This is a genomic window from Luteibacter jiangsuensis (genome assembly GCF_030812295.1).
Taxonomy (GTDB): Bacteria; Pseudomonadota; Gammaproteobacteria; order Xanthomonadales; family Rhodanobacteraceae; genus Luteibacter; species Luteibacter jiangsuensis_A.
The window spans coordinates 732,805-748,953 of sequence record NZ_JAUSSK010000003.1 but is presented as its reverse complement, the minus strand read 5'-3'; the positions used below and the strand labels follow the sequence as shown (position 1 = coordinate 748,953).

Below are 16,149 nucleotides of genomic sequence, written 5' to 3'. Positions count from 1 at the left end.
TCGTAGGGCGGGTAAGAATGATAGGTGTGAAAGCCCATTCTGTCCACCGGCAAACGATGAACGCGCACGTGGCCGAATATCGCAGGGACAGCGGCCCGACACGATACAATGCCCGCGAGGTACCTACCCGAGACTCGCCCGCATGCTGCTCGACCCCGCCCGCCTGGAACGTCCCGACACCGACATCAGGCACGAGCCGTTCTCGTTCATGATCGCCCACGGACAGCTCCCGGACGACGCACGCAACGACCTGGAGCGCGACTTCCCGCAGTACAGCAGCGCAGGGTTCTTCCCCTACGACGCCAGCGACTGCGGCCCCTCGGTGAACGAGCTGGTGGAGCAGATGACCTCGCGGGCGTTCTCCGCGGCCATCGGCCGCCACCTGGGCATCGAAGGCCTGGAGAACTACCCCACCCTGGTCACCCTCTGCCGCCTGCTCAACCGACGCCACGGCACCATCCACACCGACAGCAAGTCGAAAATCGCCACGGCCTTGATCTATCTCAATCCGATGTGGCCGGACACCAGCGATGGCTGCCTGCGTTTCCTTCGCTCGATCAATGATATAGACGACATGGTCGCGCCGGAGTTGAAGCCGCTGTACGGGGAATTCGCCGTGTTCCGTCGTGCCGAGAACTCCTTCCACGGTCACCTGCCCTACGAGGGCGAGCGCCGGGTGATCCAGGTGGCGTGGCTGACCTCGGAAGAGGAAAAGACCCGCAAGACCAAGCGAGGCAAGTTCTCGCGGGCATTCAAGAAGATCTTCGGCAAACTCGACCGCAAGATGGGCGCCGACCGCGACCGTAGCGCTTCGCATCCGGACTGAGGCAACCCCATCGCCGACAGGGTCGGCTCCCACCAGGTTTCGACTGCATACCGCAGGGTGGAACGGCCGCACTTGTGGGAGCCGCTTCAGCGGCGACGGGCCTCGCGAAGACATGCCCGACTCAGCAAGATCGCCGGCACAGCCGGCTCCCACAAGAGCCGGGCCTGTCGACGATTCGGACTCCCTCAGCGCGCCCCGAAATACCACCCCACGAACAGCGCGAACACCCCGTAAAGCCCCCCGATCGGCATCAGCCAGCGCGCCTCGACCGCTCCCCGGCGGAACATCGCCCACAAGGCCACCACCGCCACGGCCGTGATCACGCCCGCCACGATCAACGGCGTGTCGAAGAGCCACGGCGTGGCGAACAGCGCGAGCGAACTGGGTATCGTCGCCTGGATCATCATCGCCCCGGAGATATTCGCGAGCGCCAGCCGCTCCTTGCCCTGACGCACCCAGATCAGCGCATTCACGGTCTCGGGCAATTCGGTGGCGACCGGACTCAACACGAGCGCGACCAGATGCGGTGACAGATGGAAGAACTCGCCCAGCGCTTCCAACTGCCAGACGAAGGTGCGCGAGGCAATGGCGATCACCACCAGGGCGAGCCCCGTCTGCAGGATCACCCAGTTCATGCCGGGATTCGCGTCGTTCGGACGGAAGGTGAGCGGCTCGAGCACCTCGTCGTCCGGACCGCTGATGTCGTCGCGCATTTCACGCCACACGTAGAATGCGTACGAAAGCAGGAACAGCACGCCAAGCCATGGCTTCCAGCTGAAGGCGACCAGGCCGAGGCCTACCTTGACGACGAAGATCGCCAGGAACCACGACTGGTCGCGCGCCAGCCGCCGGTTATCCACCCGGATCCGCGTATCCGGCCTTTTCAAGCGTTTACGCCCTGCATATAAAGCGAATCCGACCACCGCGTAGGCAACGGTCGCCAGTACCAGGGGGCCACCGAGCGCCGCCCCGACACCGATGTCACGCGCTTCCGGAGACTTGCCGAAAATCACGGCGACGAAGGTCACGGCACTTTCCGGCAACGCGGTACCGAAAGCCGCCAGCACGGTACCGGTCGTGGTCGAGCCGAGGTTGAGCTTGCGCCCGAACCATTCGACGCCGTTGACGAAGTACTCACAGGCGAAATAGATGGCCCCGGCGGAAACCAGGAACAGGAAACACGTCAGCAGCATGGTTCGCTTATAGGCCGGGCGAGCGCGAGAAAACCGATGGCACAACGACACCGCTCGCCCGGCCGGGTGAGCATGTCGATGGCCAAAGGTCTCGCCGGGCCGGCGACGCACTCTCCATGCGCCGCTGCCGTTCGCGCCATGGGGTCGCAAGGACCGCCAAGTCTGTTGACGCGAACTCCTCAGGGGGAACGAGGATGGCTACTCCCCAATGACATCGGCGCGGATGTTAACACGGCTTCGAGATATCAACCCCTTTTGGAGGCGATCACGTCTTCGATCGACCAGGCGCCGGGGGCCCGGCCGGCGATCCAGGCGGCGGCCTCCAGGGCTCCGCGCGCGAAGATCGAACGGTCGGTCGCGCGGTGGCCAAGTTCGATGCGTTCACCCTGCCCCATCAGCAAGGCCTGGTGCTCACCGACGATGTCGCCACCACGCACGACGGCGAAGCCGATCGTGCCGGCCTTGCGCGCGCCCGGCCGGCCTTCGCGCGAATAGACGGCCAGTTCGTCCAGGCTTGCGCCACGACCCGCGGCTGCCGCATGACCGAGCGCCAGCGCGGTTCCGGACGGGGCGTCTTCCTTGCGGTTGTGGTGGGCTTCGACGATGTCGAGGTCCCACCCCGGCAAGGCCGCCGCGGCTTCACGCAGGAGGCGCGTGAGCACGGCCACGCCGAGGCTGAAATTGGCGGCGCGAAGGACGGCGATGCGCTCCGCCGCCTTTGTCAGGCGTTCTTCCAGCGCGTCGGAAAGCCCGGTCGTGCCGGTGACCAGCGCCGCGCCGCTTTCCTCGCAATGATCGAGCGCCGCCGCGAGGCCGTCCGGTCCGCTGAAGTCGACGACGACGTCGACACCGGCCGCGTCGGTCCAGTCGGTGAAGCGCAACGCGGAGAGATCGCCATGGGCGGCCTTGCCGAGTCGCGGCGAGCCGGCCGAGACGATGGCCCGGGCGAGCTCGAACCGTTCGTCGTCACGCACGAGCCCGAGCAGCGCGAGCCCCATGCGGCCGGAAGCGCCGCTGATGGCGAGACGGACGGGACGGGTCATGCAGGCGGCCTTGGGCAGGGAGGAAGACGAATCGTAGCAGCCACCGCCAGGACACGCGGGGTCAGGACGGAAGCGCGCATGCCATAATCCCCGGTCCCGCAACCGACCCGATCCCCATGGCCCGTCGCATCCTCGTCACCAACGCGCTTCCCTATGCCAATGGCCCGCTCCACCTCGGCCACATGCTCGGCTACATCCAGGCCGATATCTGGGCGCGCGCGCAGCGAATGCAGGGCAACGAGGTCTGGTACGTCGCCGGCGAGGACGCCCACGGCACGCCGATCATGCTGGCGGCGGAAAAGGTGGGGAAGTCCCCGGAAGACTACATCGCCGGCATCCGCGCCGGCCATGAGGCCGACTTCACCGGCTTCCACTTCAGCTACGACCAGTATCACACCACGCATTCGCCGGAGAACCGGGATCTCGCGACGGCCATCTACACGCGCCTGCGCGACGGCGGCTACATCGCCCGCCGCGATATCCAGCAGCTGTACGATCCCGAGCGCGACATGTTCCTGCCGGACCGCTACATCAAGGGCACCTGCCCCAATTGCGGCACGCCCGACCAGTACGGTGACAACTGCGAGAACTGTGGCGCCACCTACGCGCCCACGGACCTCATCGCGCCCTATTCCGTGATGTCCGGCGCGACGCCGATCCTGCGCGATTCGGAGCACTACTTCTTCGAGCTGGGCAAGTTCGAAACCTTGCTGCGTGACTGGTTCGACGGCAAGTTCACCGGCGGCAAGCCGGTGGCGAACAGTGGCGTGACGGCGAAGCTCGCCGAATGGCTCGACGGCGGGCTGCGCGACTGGGACATCTCGCGCGACGCCCCCTATTTCGGTTTCCCCATTCCCGACGCCCCGGGCAAGTTCTTCTATGTCTGGCTCGATGCGCCGGTAGGCTACCTCGCCTCGTTCAAGGCGCTTTGCGAACGGATGGGGCTGCGTTTCGACGACTTCCTCGGCCCCGACAGCACCGCCGAGATGCACCACTTCCTGGGCAAGGACATCATCAACTTCCACGGCCTGTTCTGGCCGGCGATGTTGCACGGCGCCGGCATGCGCACGCCCACGGCGTTGCACGTGAACGGCTACCTGACGGTGAACGGTGCGAAGATGTCCAAGTCGCGCGGCACCTTCATCCAGGCTCGCACCTACCTCGACGCGGGGCTCGACCCCGAGGCGCTGCGTTACTACTTCGCGACCATGCTCGGCCCGCAGCCGGTGGACGTCGACCTCGACCTCAAATCGTTCGAGGAACGGGTCAACTCGCACCTCGTCGGCAAGTGGGCGAACATCGCCAGCCGCACGGCCGGATTCCTGCATACCCACTTCGCCGGTGCCCTCGCCGATCGCTTCGACGACGAAGCCACGGCGCTGTGGCGCGACCTGCTCGCCCAGTACGAGGGCATCGAGGCCGTGTACGAGGCGGACGAATTCGCAGAGGTCTCGCGCCGTTTCGTGGCCATGGCCGATGCCGTGAACGGCTACATCGCCGCAAAGGCCCCCTGGGTCATCGCGCGCGACGAGTCGCGCCGCGACGAACTGCAGCAGGTCTGCTCGTTCGCCATCAACGCGTTCCGCCTGCTGTCCGGCCTGCTCAAGCCGATCCTGCCGATCACCGTCGCGGCCGCGGAGGCCTTCCTCGGCGCACCCATCGCGAACTTCGCCGATGCCCGCCGCGAGTTGTTCGGTCATACCGTCAACGCCTTCTCGCCGCTGTTTGGCCGTCTCGACCCGAAAAAGATCGAGGCGATGATCGAGGCTTCGAAAGAATCCTTCTCTCCCGCGGAACAGCCCAAGGCCGCCACCGCGAACGCCAAGCCCACCAAGAAAACCACGGAAGCACCGAAACCGATGACCGACGCCGCCACCGCGAACGCCACTATTTCCATCGACGACTTCGCCAAGCTCGACCTGCGCGTCGGCAAGGTGCTCGCCTGCGAGTTCGTCGAAGGCTCGGACAAGCTGCTGCGCTTCGAGCTCGATGCCGGCCCACTGGGCAAGCGCCAGATCTTCTCGGGTATCCGCGCCGCCTACGCCGAACCGGAAAAGCTCGTCGGTCGCAATGTCGTCTTCATCGCCAACCTTGCACCGCGCAAGATGCGTTTCGGCCTGTCCGAAGGGATGATCCTCTCCGCCGGCGACGGCGGTACGGACCTGTTCCTGCTCGATGCCGACCAGGGTGCGGTGCCGGGCGCCACCGTTCGCTGACGACCATCCATCGGCACGCGCCAGCCATGACGCCAACGCTCGCCGACCGGATCGACGACCTGCTGCCGCAGACGCAGTGCGAGCAATGCGGGTTCCACGGGTGCCGCCCGTATGCGGAAGCGATCGCGGCCGGTGATGCCGGTATCGATCGCTGCCCGCCCGGTGGCGCCGCCGGCATCGCGCGGCTCGCCACCTTGCTCGATCGCCCCATCGTTCCGCTCGATCCCACGCATGGCGTGGAGAAGCCAAGAACACTGGCACGCATCGTGGAAGCCGATTGCATCGGTTGCACGAAGTGCATCCAGGCATGCCCCGTCGACGCCATCGTCGGATCGTCGAAGCTGATGCACACCGTGATCGCCGACCTCTGCACCGGCTGCGAACTCTGCGTACCCGCCTGCCCGGTGGACTGCATCGCGCTCGACCCGATGCCACTGGCGCAAGTGGACGACCGCGTACATGCCGACGCCGCCCGCTCGCGCTTCCAGCGTCGCGAACGGCGGCTCGCCCGCGAACGCGATACGCGCGAACGCAAGCTCGCCGCGAGCAAGGCGGACGTCGCCGCGGCCACGGCGCGAAACCCCGTGCTGGAGGCCCTGGCCAGGGCCAAGGCGAAGAAAAAGGATCCCCCGTGAAGAAGGCCGACGTGGTCGAGATGTTCAGCCGCCTGCGCGAGCTGAATCCACACCCCAAGACCGAACTGGAATACACCACGCCATTCGAGCTGCTGGCCGCCGTCGCCCTTTCGGCACAGGCCACCGATGTCGGCGTGAACAAGGCCACGCGAAAGCTGTTTCCCGTGGCGAATACACCGCAGAAGATCCTCGACCTGGGACTCGAGAAGCTGAAGGGCTACATCAGCACCATCGGCCTCTACAACAACAAGGCGAAGAACCTCATCGCCATGAGCCAGATCCTGGTCGACCGCTATGCCGGCGAGGTGCCGCGTTCACGCGAAGCGCTGGAGGAACTGCCGGGCGTCGGCCGGAAGACGGCCAATGTCGTGTTGAACACGGCATTCGGCGAGCCGACCCTGGCGGTGGACACGCATATCTTCCGTGTCGCCAACCGCACGGGACTCGCCCCAGGGCCGGATGTACGCAAGGTCGAGGACAAGCTGGTCAAGGTGATCCCGAAGGAGTTCATCCAGGACGCGCACCACTGGCTGATCCTGCACGGGCGCTATGTATGCAAGGCACGGAAGCCGGAGTGTCCTGTCTGCCCGATCGTCGACCTGTGCGCTTACAAGCATAAGACGAAGGATCTCGGCTAAGGGCATCGCCGACGGAGTCGGCTCCCACACCAAAGCAAAAACTTCGCCGACAGGGTCGGCTCCCACCAGAGCAGGATCGGCTCCCACCAGGTTCCGATAATCGGGTGGGAGCCGACTTGTCGGCGATTCGGCGATGCCGGAACTAGGCAGCCTGCCTCGAACCCTCCACCCGCCGCCCAAGCTCCTGCCAGTCGACGATCAACTCGCAGCCACGCTTGGAGGCATTGCTACCCCATTCGCGCAGCAACTCCAGCGACGCCTGATCCACGTGATGCAGACGGTCCATCATCACCGACAGCCGCGTGTTCGGTGGAATGCGCTCGAGCGTACGCGCCATCGACGGCACCTTCAGGAACGTGGCCGATCCCTCGAGGTGCAGCGTGGCCATGCCCGGCTCGTCATGATGCGTCACGTCCATCTTCAGCTTGGACGAGAGCAGCGCCAGACGCAGCAGCGACAACCCGAAGCCGACGATGACGCCCGTCAGCAGGTCCGTGGCGACGATGGCCAGCGTGGTCGCGACGTAGACCGCAGCCGTACCCTTGCCATAGGCCGCGAGGCTCTTGATCTGCTTCGGGTTGACCATCTTCACGCCGGTGAACACGAGGATGCCCGCGAGGCACGAGACCGGCGTCATCCGCATCAGCCACGGCAACAGCATCACGAAGGCCAGCAGCCAGCCGCCGTGCAGGATCGCGGCCATGCGCGTGGCCGAACCGGCCTGCACATTGGCCGCGCTGCGCACGATCACACCCGTCATCGGCAACGCACCCAGGAAACCGCAGATGAGGTTGCCCACGCCTTGTGCGGTGAGTTCACGATCGTAGTTGGTGCGCTGGCCATCATGCATGCGATCCACGGCGGCCGCCGAGAGCAAGGTCTCCGCGCTGGCGATGAAAGCGAAGGTCGCCGCGGCCACGAGCAGTGTCGCGTCGAACACGCCGAACAGGCTGCCCAGGCTCGGCAACGTCACCGCCGAGAACAGGTTGGACGGCACGTCCACGCGCTTCACGTCGAATGCCCCGAACTGCGCCGCGGCGGTCATTGCCACCACCGCGAGCAGTGCGCCCGGTACGAAACGCAGCCTTGCCGGACGGAGCTTTTCCCACGCAAGCATGATCGCGATCGTACCGAGGCCGATCATCAGCGCGGCGGGCGCCTGCCCCTCCCCGGCTCCCGTCACCGATTCCCAAACGGCGCCGGGCAGCGCGGCGAAGTTCTCCAGGCCACGGGCCTTGGGAACCGCGTCGAGCAGCACGTGCGACTGCGAAGCGACGATGAGGATGCCGATGCCCGACAGCATACCGGCGACCACCGCGGGAGAGGTCATGCGGAACCACACGCCTACCTTGCAAAGGCCCGCGGCGATCTGGATCAAGCCGGCAAGAAGCACGACGGGACCGAGAGCGGCCACGCCGTGCTCGCGCACCAGTTCGAATACCAGGACCGCGAGGCCCGCCGCCGGACCGCTGACCTGCAGTGGCGAACCGGCGATGGCGCCCACGACGATACCGCCGACGATGCCGGTGATGAGTCCCGCACTGGGCGGCATGCCCGACGCGATCGCGATACCCATGCACAACGGCAATGCGACAAGAAAAACGACCACCGATCCTAGGAGGTCGCGGCCAAACAGGCCCTGGGAGAAATAAGCACGCATGGCGAACGTTCCTTTAAGCGGCGGACGCGACCGGCGGCGGCGTGGAGAAGCGCGCGTGCGGCGTAGCGTCCGGCACGTTGGTATCCCCGGCGAGCAGCGGGCGGAAGCGGCCCTCGACCGGATCGAAGGCGGTGATCTCGGTCTTGGCGATGTCGTAGATCCAGCCGTGGATGCGCAAACTGCCATTGGCCATGGCCGCGGCCACCGCAGGCAGGGTGCGCAAATGTTCCAGCTGGCCCACGACGTTCTCCTCGGTCAGGTAGCGCAGGCCTTCCTCGCCGTGAATGGTGGGACGGTTTTCGGCCACCACGTAGCGCGCCACATCGGCATGCTTGAGCCACTGCTCGACCGACGGCTTGCCCTGGAGCAACGCCGGGTTCTGCAGCGCCTTCATCGCTCCGCAGTCGGAGTGACCGCAGATGACGATGTGCTGCACCTTGAGCGCCGAGACGGCGTATTCGATCGCCGCCATCACGCCACTGACGTGCTGCGCGTAGGGTGGAACGATGTTGCCCACGTTGCGGTAGACGAAGATGTCACCTGGCTGGGCCGCGAACATCAGTTCGGGCATCACGCGCGAATCGGCGCAGGTGATGAACATCGTGTGTGGCGTCTGCCCCGAAGCCAGTCGTGCGAAGAGCTCGCGCTGCTCGGCGGTCATGTGGCGGCGGAAGTGATGAAAACCCTGGATGAGACGTTCCATGGCGGTGTTCCTCTTTGGGGAGAATGGGGGGCGAGCGCGCACGCTCGCTGACGGCCGGCTTGGCCGGCACGCACGGGTCAACGGGTTACAGGGATGTAACGAAGCCGGGCGCACGGAACGGCGCCGGCACGATCAGCCGATGGGAGGGCGCAGATCCAGGCTGGGATGGTGTGGGCGGGGTGCAGGCAGAATGCCTTGCGGACGGGCCTCGACCAGATGCGGCACGGTCACCACGTGCTGCGGAGGCACATCGAAGGTGTCGTCGAGGCCGCCGCCGTTATCTTCGATCGAGGGCACGGGGTCCTGGTCGGCCAGGTCCACGACGTCGTCGACGGCGCCACCCGAGGGCGACGCGTATTGTTGCTCCAAGACCGACGAGGCATGCCGTTCGCACGGCATCGCCTGTACGCCGGCGCACACGACGAACAGCGCGAGAAGCACGAGAAACGTGCTCGCGATGCGACGCAGGGTGGCGGTCGGAAGGAGGTTCATGCACCCGAACCTACCCAGCGAATGTGACGGGTGCAAGTGTGGCGATGCAACAAATTCAGATTGACCGGGTTTTTTGCATCGAAACTGTGATCCGGCAAGGGTTTTTGACGGCTCCTGCGCGCGAAGGCAACCGATGCCATTCAGGATTTGGACGTCCGGATGCGCGGTGCGATGCTGAGACGATTCGCAACCGGGAACGAAAACGGCGGACCTGGGCGGCCTCCGTCGTTCTCCGGGAGCCAACTACTCGTGTAGCGGCTCGGGCTCCTGCGCGACACTCTCCCATATACCTTCCAGGAGAAGGTGGCGAACACGCGGCACGTAGCTTCGGGTAGCCGCCAGGACACGGGGCCTCACATGGTCGCTGAAGGACACGACGGTACGAGAGCGATCGCAAAGCGCCGAGACGACATTCGCCCCGGCGGGTTCCGCCCCCGGCGATACGTGAACCGTCGGATTGCCGCACAGCGAGCCCGTCGAGGAAGGGAGGCCTCCGATGTAGACCTCTACCCGTCTCCCGGAATCGACGTCCGACGTGCCGCCGGCCTCCGTCAAGGCATTCCCGCGATCGTCGAAGGTCTCGAGATGCCCGTCCGGGAAGTGAAAGAGAAATGGCATGTGATCCAGCCTGTCTTCCCAGAGGCCGTAGGTGTCGGACGGTTGGACCGTGCTGGTGGAAAGCCGGAGTCCGCACCCCGTTGCAAGTCCCGTGATGAGGACTATCGCCACCACACGTCGAAATGTTTGATATGCCAAGTTCCCACCCTCATGAAATCGGACAGACCGCCCTGAAGCGATCGCCGGCAGCGCCTGCCGACCAACGTGCGCCTCCTACTGGCGCACGTTCGCCTGTAATGTTCCCGATGCGCCCTCGCTCCAGCCGCCGCCCAGGGCACGGATCAGGTCGACGCTCGCCTGTAGCTGACGGGTCCGCACCTGCTCCGCCGTGCGCTCGGCCGTCAGCGCCGCCGTCTGCGCGGTCACCACTTCCAGATAGCTCACGACGCCCTCGTTGTAGCGGTTGGTCGCCAGCGTCTGCGACTCCCTGGCGGCATCGGCGGCTTCGTCTTGCTGCTTGCCCTCGCGGCCCAGTCCTTGCAACAACGTCAGGTCATCCTCCACTTGCCGGAACGCCTTCAGCACGACGCCCCTGTACTGCGCGGAGGCCGCCGCGAATTCGGCTTTCGCCTCAGCCTCGCGTCCACGCCGAAGACCGCCATCGAGAAGGCTGAGCGAAGCCAGCGGACCCAGGCTCCAGAACTGGTTGCTGGCGGCCAGGAGGCTGCCGTGGCCGACGTCTTGCCAACCCAGAACAGCGCCCAGGCTCAGGGTCGGAAAATATGCCGCGCGGGCCACGCCGATGCCGGCGTTCGCCGCATAAGCCCGCCGTTCGGCGGCGGCGATGTCCGGCCGACGCTGCAGGAGGGTGGAAGGCACATCCAGAGGGATGGCCGGTACCGCCAGAGCGGATGTCTCCGCGGGGAGCGAAAAATTCGAAGCCGATTCACCGATCAATGCCGCGATGGCATGTTCGGTCAGCGCTCGCTGCACGCCCAGTTCCGTCGCCTGCGCTTCGGCGTCGGCATACTGGGCATTCGCTCGCGCCACGTCGAGTCCGGAGGAAACCCCACCATCCATGCGGTTCTGTGTGATCGTCCGCCCTTCGCCGAACGCGGCAAGCGAGTTCTGAACGATGCGAAGCTCGACATCGTCACCACGCAGCTGGATGTAGAGGTCGGCCAGTTCACCTTGCAAGCTGAGGCGGGCGGCGGCCAGGTCGGCCTTGGCCGCATCGCTGTTTGCCTTGCCCTGAGCGACCTCGTTCCGTATGCGCCCCCAGAGATCGAGCTCGTAATCCACGCCAAAGCCCACGGTACGGGTATCGTATTCATTGGGCTGATTGGAACCGCGTAGCGGTCGGTGGTCCGACTGCCTGGCATTCGTTGGATTGACCGAAACGCCTGCCTGCGGCGCTTCCTGCGACCCGATCTGCTGGAGGAACGCGAGCGACGCGTCCAGCCTTGCCAGGGCGACGCCGATATCGGGATTGTTGGCCGTGAGCTTTTCCTCAAGGCCATCCAGCGTCGGATCGCCGTAGACCTTCCACCAAGGTCCCCGTGCGGCGGCGTCGCTGGGCTGGGCGATCGTCCAGCCTTGTGGGTTGACAGCGCCCTTGTAGGCATCGGGCAGGTCGCCCACGGCTGGCCTGACATAGGTGGGTGCGAGTGAACACCCTCCCAGGCCCAACAGGCCGATCACGCACACCCCACTCAGGGCCAGCTCACGCATTCTTGGCATGATGGATTCCGTCGGTCTGCGGCACGGCAGGCTGGACGATGTCTCCCTGAGCCAGCGAATCGGTGGGGTGATCGATGATCCGGTCATCCGGATGCAAGCCCTGGTCGATCTCCAGCTTGTCTCCCAGGTCCATGGCGATGTGGACGTCACGCAAGACAACCGTGTTGTCCTTTCCCAGCACGGCGATCTGTGGTCCAGCCGCCCGGAACAGCAGCGTCGTGGCAGGAACCGTCACGGTGTTCGCGGAACCGTGCGTGGACAACTGCACCTCGGCGAAATCTCCAGGTAGCAGATCCTGGTTGGGGTTCTCCACCTTGAACTGCGCCAGCAAGGTGCCAGATGCGCGATTGATGGCGCGTGACGTGCCGATCAGGGAGCCATTCACGGTTTCTCCGCCATGGCCCAGGACAAGCAGTTTGACCTTCATGCCAGGTACGATCGAAGAGGCGTACCCCTGCGGAACCTGCACATACAGGCGCATCTTGCTCGTGTCGGCGATCGAGAACAGCGGGTCGCCTCCGTTGGTGTTGGCGGTAATGAGATCGCCGATGTCCGTGTTGCGCGCCGTTACGGTCCCGTCGAAGGGGGAAACGATGCGCTTGAACGATTCAAGGGCCGCCAGGCGATCGACATCCGCCTGCGCGGCGAGCCGGTTGGCTCGCGCAGTTTCCGCTTCGCTGGCCTTTTCGTCGGCCTCCTGCTTGGATACCGAGCGTGAAACGAGCAGGTTCTGCCATCGTTTCGCCGTGGTGTCCGCCAACCGGACATTTGCCTCGGCACGCACGAGTTCGGCCTTGGCCTGCTCGAACTGCTGATCCAGTTCCGGCGTATCGATCAAGGCCAGCACCTGGCCGGCCTTCACCTTCTCGCCGATGTCCACGTTCCACTGCTTCAGGTAGCCACCGACGCGTGCGTGGATGGGGGTCGCGATCCACGCGTCCAGGTGGCCCGGCAAGGTCAGTCCTTGCGTGGCGCTGAGGGCCGACGCGGAAATCACCTGCACACTTGGCGTCAACTGTGCCTTGGTCCAGGTGCTCAGCTCGTGTGATTCGACCGCCCGCAGTGACAGGCCGGCGACAACACCGACCGCGGCAAGGCAAAGACCGATGGCAAGCGCCAGGCGAACGCGGGGCGGCCGCCCGGGTATCGCGGCAATGGCTTCATGCGACATGTGGTTGGTTCCCAATGAGTTGATGTTCAGTCGATTCGGGCGCGGTACGACCGTGCGCGATGGCAAAGATGACTGGCACGAAAAGAAGCGTGGCGAACGTGGCGAACATCAGGCCACCGATAACGGCACGACCAAGCGGCGAATTCTGTTCCTGGCTCAGCGCCATGGGCAGCATGCCGATGATCATCGCCAACGCGGTCATGCACACGGGCCGGAACCGGGTGAAGCCCGCCTCCAGCGCGGCCTTGACGGGATCCCCGTGCTCGGCGAGCCGCTCGCGGCAGAAACTCACCACGAGGATCGCATTCGCCGTTGCGACACCCATGCACATGATGGCGCCTGTCAGTGCGGGCACGGAAAGGCTCGTGTGGGTGAGGAACAACATCCACACGATGCCGGCCAACGCCGCAGGCAAGGCGGTGATGATGACGAAGGGATCCACCCACGACTGGAAGTTCACCACGATCAGGAGGTAGATCAACACAACGGCGCCAGCCAGACCGAACAGGAGTCCACTGAATGCCTCCGTCATGGTTCCCACCTGTCCATGCAAGGACACCAGCGAGCCCTTCGGCCGGGTCGCGGCGAAGCGTGCCAGCACTTTCTGTACGTCGCTGGCCACGCCGCCCAGGTCGCGCCCCTGGATGGACGCATAGATGTCGTAGGCAGGCATGATGTTGTAATGGGAAACCACCGCGTCGCTCGGTCCGCGGGTGAACGTGGCGAGACCACCCAGGATCTGCGTGGACCCGTTCCCCGAGGACGTGACCGGCAACGCCTTGAGATCGGCCATGGAATCCATGAGGTACTGAGGCGTGGCGGCGACGATCGCGTACGACACACCGTTCTTGGGATTCAGCCAGAACGCGGGGGCTACCTGTGAACTGCCCGCGAGCGATGCGACCATGCTGTTGGTGACATCCCGCTCGGTGATACCGAGTCCATCGGCACGCACCCGATCGACCTTGACGTTCAACTGCGGATAGCTGGAACTCTGTTGCAGGCGAACGTCCACGATGCCATCGATCTTGCGCATCTCCTTCATGATCGCCTCCGCGTAGGCTTCGTTGCCTGCGCGGTCACGTCCCGCGATGGATACATCCAGTGGCGACGGGGACCCGAAATTCAGGATCTGGCTGGTCATGTCCGACGGCAGGAAAGCGAATTGGGTTCCAGGAAACTCACGTGGCAGCGCTTCCCGAAGTCGCTTCATGAAATCGGCCGCGGGAGCGTGACCTTCCTTCAGCACGATCTGGATATCGCCATCCTGGGAGCCGATCGTGCCACTGCTGCTGTACACGAGATTCACGCCACTCAATGGCAGGCCGATGTTGTCGATGATCGTGTCCAGCTGCCCGGGTGGGATCACCTGCCGGATAGCGCGTTCGATGTGATCGAACTCGGCTGCGGTCTCCTCCACGCGGGTTCCCATCGGCGCACGCACGTGCATCGAGATCGAGTCGGAATCCACGGTCGGGAAGAAGTCGCGCCCCAGCGCTGGAACGAGCGCGAAAGATGCCAGCACGAAGATGAGGAAACCAGGAACGAAACGTCTCCGGTTATCCAAGGCCACGGCCAGGACGCCATAGTAGGAATCCCGTATGCGCGTGAACCTGTGCTCGAACCCCATTTGCAATGCAATCAGGCCGCGCAGCACCACGCCATGCCGTTTCGTATGCTGGTCTCCCTCGTGGTGATTTAGGTAGGTGTCTTCCGGGTGGGCCCCGGTACCACCTTCCATCCGGTGCGGCTTCAGCAAGAACATGGCCAGCGTCGGCACCAGCGTGCGCGAGAGGATGAACGATGAAACCATCGCGAACATGACGGCCAGGGCCATCGGGCGGAACAGGAAGCCCGCGATGCCATCGAGCATGAACATCGGCACGAAGACGATACAGATGCACAGCAGGGAGACGAATGCGGGCGTCACGATCTGCTTCGCGCCGTCCATGATGGCGCTCATCACGTCCTTGCCCTGCTCCAGATGCCAATTGATGTTCTCGATGGTCACCGTGGCGTCGTCGACCAGGATCCCGACCGCGAGGGCAAGACCACCCAGCGTCATGACGTTCAGCGTTTGCCCGGACACGGACAGCAACGCGATGGCGGACAGGATCGAGAGCGGGATGGATAGCGCGATGATGACCGTGGAGCGCCAACTACCCAGGAACAGGAGGATCATCACCGAGGTAAGAACGGCGGCGATCACGCCTTCCCGCGCAACCGATGCCACGGCGGACTTCACGAACAGGGACTGGTCGCTGAGCAGGTTCATCTTCAACGACTTTGGCTGGGTTTCCGCGATGAGCGGAAGCAGTTTCTTGATGCCCGCCACGACGTCCAGCGTGGACGCATTGCCATTCTTCAGCGCGGGCATGAGCACGGCACGCTTCCCGTCCACACGGACCACGTTGTTTTGCGGCGGAGCGCCGTCCCGGACGTGGGCCACGTCGCCGATCGTGATGGTCGCGCCATTCACTGTCTTGATCGGCAAGTTGTTCAGCTCATCGATCGCGGTGGGGCTGTTGTTGAGTTGCACGTGATATTCGTAGGTACCTATCTTCGCGGTACCCACGGGAATGATCTGGTTCTGCGCGGCCAGTGCATTGCCGACGTCCTGGGCCGACAATCCTTTCGCTGCCAGGGCGCGTGGATTGAGATCGAGCGTCACCTGCTTTTGCTTGCCGCCGTAAGGTGTCGGGATGGCTACCCCGGGCACCGAGATCAGCGTCGGGCGCATGAAGTTCTGGGCGATATCGCGAATGGTGGCCTCGGACAGCACCGGGCTGGACAACGCCATTTGCAGTACCGGAACAGTGGACGCGTTGTAATTGAGGATCAGTGGCGGCGTGATCCCCGGCGGCATCTGCTTCACGACGGTCTGCGAGATGGATGTCACCTGAGCCGTCGCGGTACGGATGTCCACGCCTGGCTGAAAGAATATCTTCACGATACCCACGCCGGGCAGGGACTGCGACTCGATGTGTTCGATATCGTTGACCGATGTCGTCAACTGGCGTTCGTAGTAGTAGATCACTCGCCCGGACATTTGATCCGGCGGCAATCCGTTGTAGGTCCAGACGACGCTGATGACCGGAATGCCGATATTGGGGAAGATGTCGGTCGGCGTGCGCAAGGCGGCGAGTGGGCCGGCGATCAGGATCAACAGGGCCAACACGATGAAGGTATACGGGCGCGATAACGCGATACGGACCAGGGCTAGCATGCGACAGCCCCTGGCGCGACCTGATGTGACAGCATCAAGACGTACGCG

Annotated in this window: 12 protein-coding genes and 1 riboswitch; of the genes, 4 read left to right on the top strand and 8 right to left on the bottom strand. The window is 64.6% G+C overall.

From position 1 onward, the window contains the following. The first annotated feature begins 142 nt into the window (after positions 1-142). Positions 143-826: a 2OG-Fe(II) oxygenase family protein gene (locus tag J2T07_RS13410; RefSeq protein WP_306850585.1), complete on the top strand. Its 684-nt coding sequence runs from the start codon at positions 143-145 to the stop codon at positions 824-826. A gap of 185 nt (positions 827-1,011) precedes the next feature. Here J2T07_RS13410 and J2T07_RS13405 read toward each other — a convergent pair whose 3' ends face one another. Then, on the bottom strand, positions 1,012-2,019 hold the full coding sequence (locus tag J2T07_RS13405; RefSeq protein WP_306850584.1) for a sodium:calcium antiporter: 1,008 nt from the start codon (positions 2,017-2,019) through the stop codon (positions 1,012-1,014). A 16-nt stretch (positions 2,020-2,035) separates the two neighbouring features. Next, positions 2,036-2,238, bottom strand: a riboswitch (yybP-ykoY riboswitch). Positions 2,239-2,264: 26 nt separating this feature from the next. Beyond that, positions 2,265-3,062 carry a 4-hydroxy-tetrahydrodipicolinate reductase gene (gene dapB, locus J2T07_RS13400; RefSeq protein WP_306850583.1) on the bottom strand — a complete coding sequence of 266 codons (798 nt, stop codon included), beginning with the start codon at positions 3,060-3,062 and terminating at the stop codon, positions 2,265-2,267. Between the two features lie 116 nt (positions 3,063-3,178). On the opposite strand from dapB, the gene metG reads away from it, so the two are divergent. From metG to nth, 3 genes are read left to right on the top strand one after another with little or no spacing between them, the layout of a single operon-like run. After that, positions 3,179-5,278, top strand: coding sequence for a methionine--tRNA ligase (gene metG, locus J2T07_RS13395; RefSeq protein ID WP_306850582.1), 2,100 nt, complete (start codon positions 3,179-3,181; stop codon positions 5,276-5,278). Positions 5,279-5,304: 26 nt separating this feature from the next. Then, on the top strand, positions 5,305-5,913 hold the full coding sequence (gene rsxB, locus J2T07_RS13390) for an electron transport complex subunit RsxB (RefSeq protein WP_306850581.1): 609 nt from the start codon (positions 5,305-5,307) through the stop codon (positions 5,911-5,913). Next, positions 5,910-6,551, top strand: coding sequence for an endonuclease III (gene nth / locus J2T07_RS13385; protein WP_430539355.1), 642 nt, complete (start codon positions 5,910-5,912; stop codon positions 6,549-6,551). Before rsxB ends, nth begins: the two co-directional genes overlap by 4 nt. 142 nt (positions 6,552-6,693) lie before the next feature. Here nth and J2T07_RS13380 read toward each other — a convergent pair whose 3' ends face one another. The 6 genes from J2T07_RS13380 to J2T07_RS13355 all read right to left on the bottom strand — a co-directional run bounded on the left by J2T07_RS13380 (position 6,694) and on the right by J2T07_RS13355 (position 16,101). Next, positions 6,694-8,211 carry a SulP family inorganic anion transporter gene (locus J2T07_RS13380; protein ID WP_306850580.1) on the bottom strand — a complete coding sequence of 506 codons (1,518 nt, stop codon included), beginning with the start codon at positions 8,209-8,211 and terminating at the stop codon, positions 6,694-6,696. A 13-nt stretch (positions 8,212-8,224) separates the two neighbouring features. Further along, positions 8,225-8,914 (bottom strand): carbonic anhydrase, encoded by a 690-nt coding sequence (locus tag J2T07_RS13375; protein ID WP_306850579.1) that lies wholly within the window; start codon positions 8,912-8,914, stop codon positions 8,225-8,227. A 132-nt stretch (positions 8,915-9,046) separates the two neighbouring features. Beyond that, entirely contained in the window at positions 9,047-9,406 is a 360-nt protein-coding gene (locus J2T07_RS13370; protein ID WP_306850578.1) for a hypothetical protein, read from the bottom strand. 831 nt (positions 9,407-10,237) lie between these two features. Continuing rightward, a complete protein-coding gene (locus tag J2T07_RS13365; RefSeq protein WP_306850577.1) occupies positions 10,238-11,704 on the bottom strand; it encodes an efflux transporter outer membrane subunit in 1,467 nt (488 codons plus the stop codon). Continuing rightward, entirely contained in the window at positions 11,688-12,875 is a 1,188-nt protein-coding gene (locus J2T07_RS13360) for an efflux RND transporter periplasmic adaptor subunit (protein ID WP_306850576.1), read from the bottom strand. Before J2T07_RS13360 ends, J2T07_RS13365 begins: the two co-directional genes overlap by 17 nt. After that, complete coding sequence (locus tag J2T07_RS13355) at positions 12,865-16,101, bottom strand: efflux RND transporter permease subunit (RefSeq protein WP_306850575.1); 3,237 nt, start codon at positions 16,099-16,101, stop codon at positions 12,865-12,867. The genes J2T07_RS13360 and J2T07_RS13355 overlap by 11 nt, the downstream gene beginning before the upstream one ends. Positions 16,102-16,149: the final 48 nt, after the last annotated feature.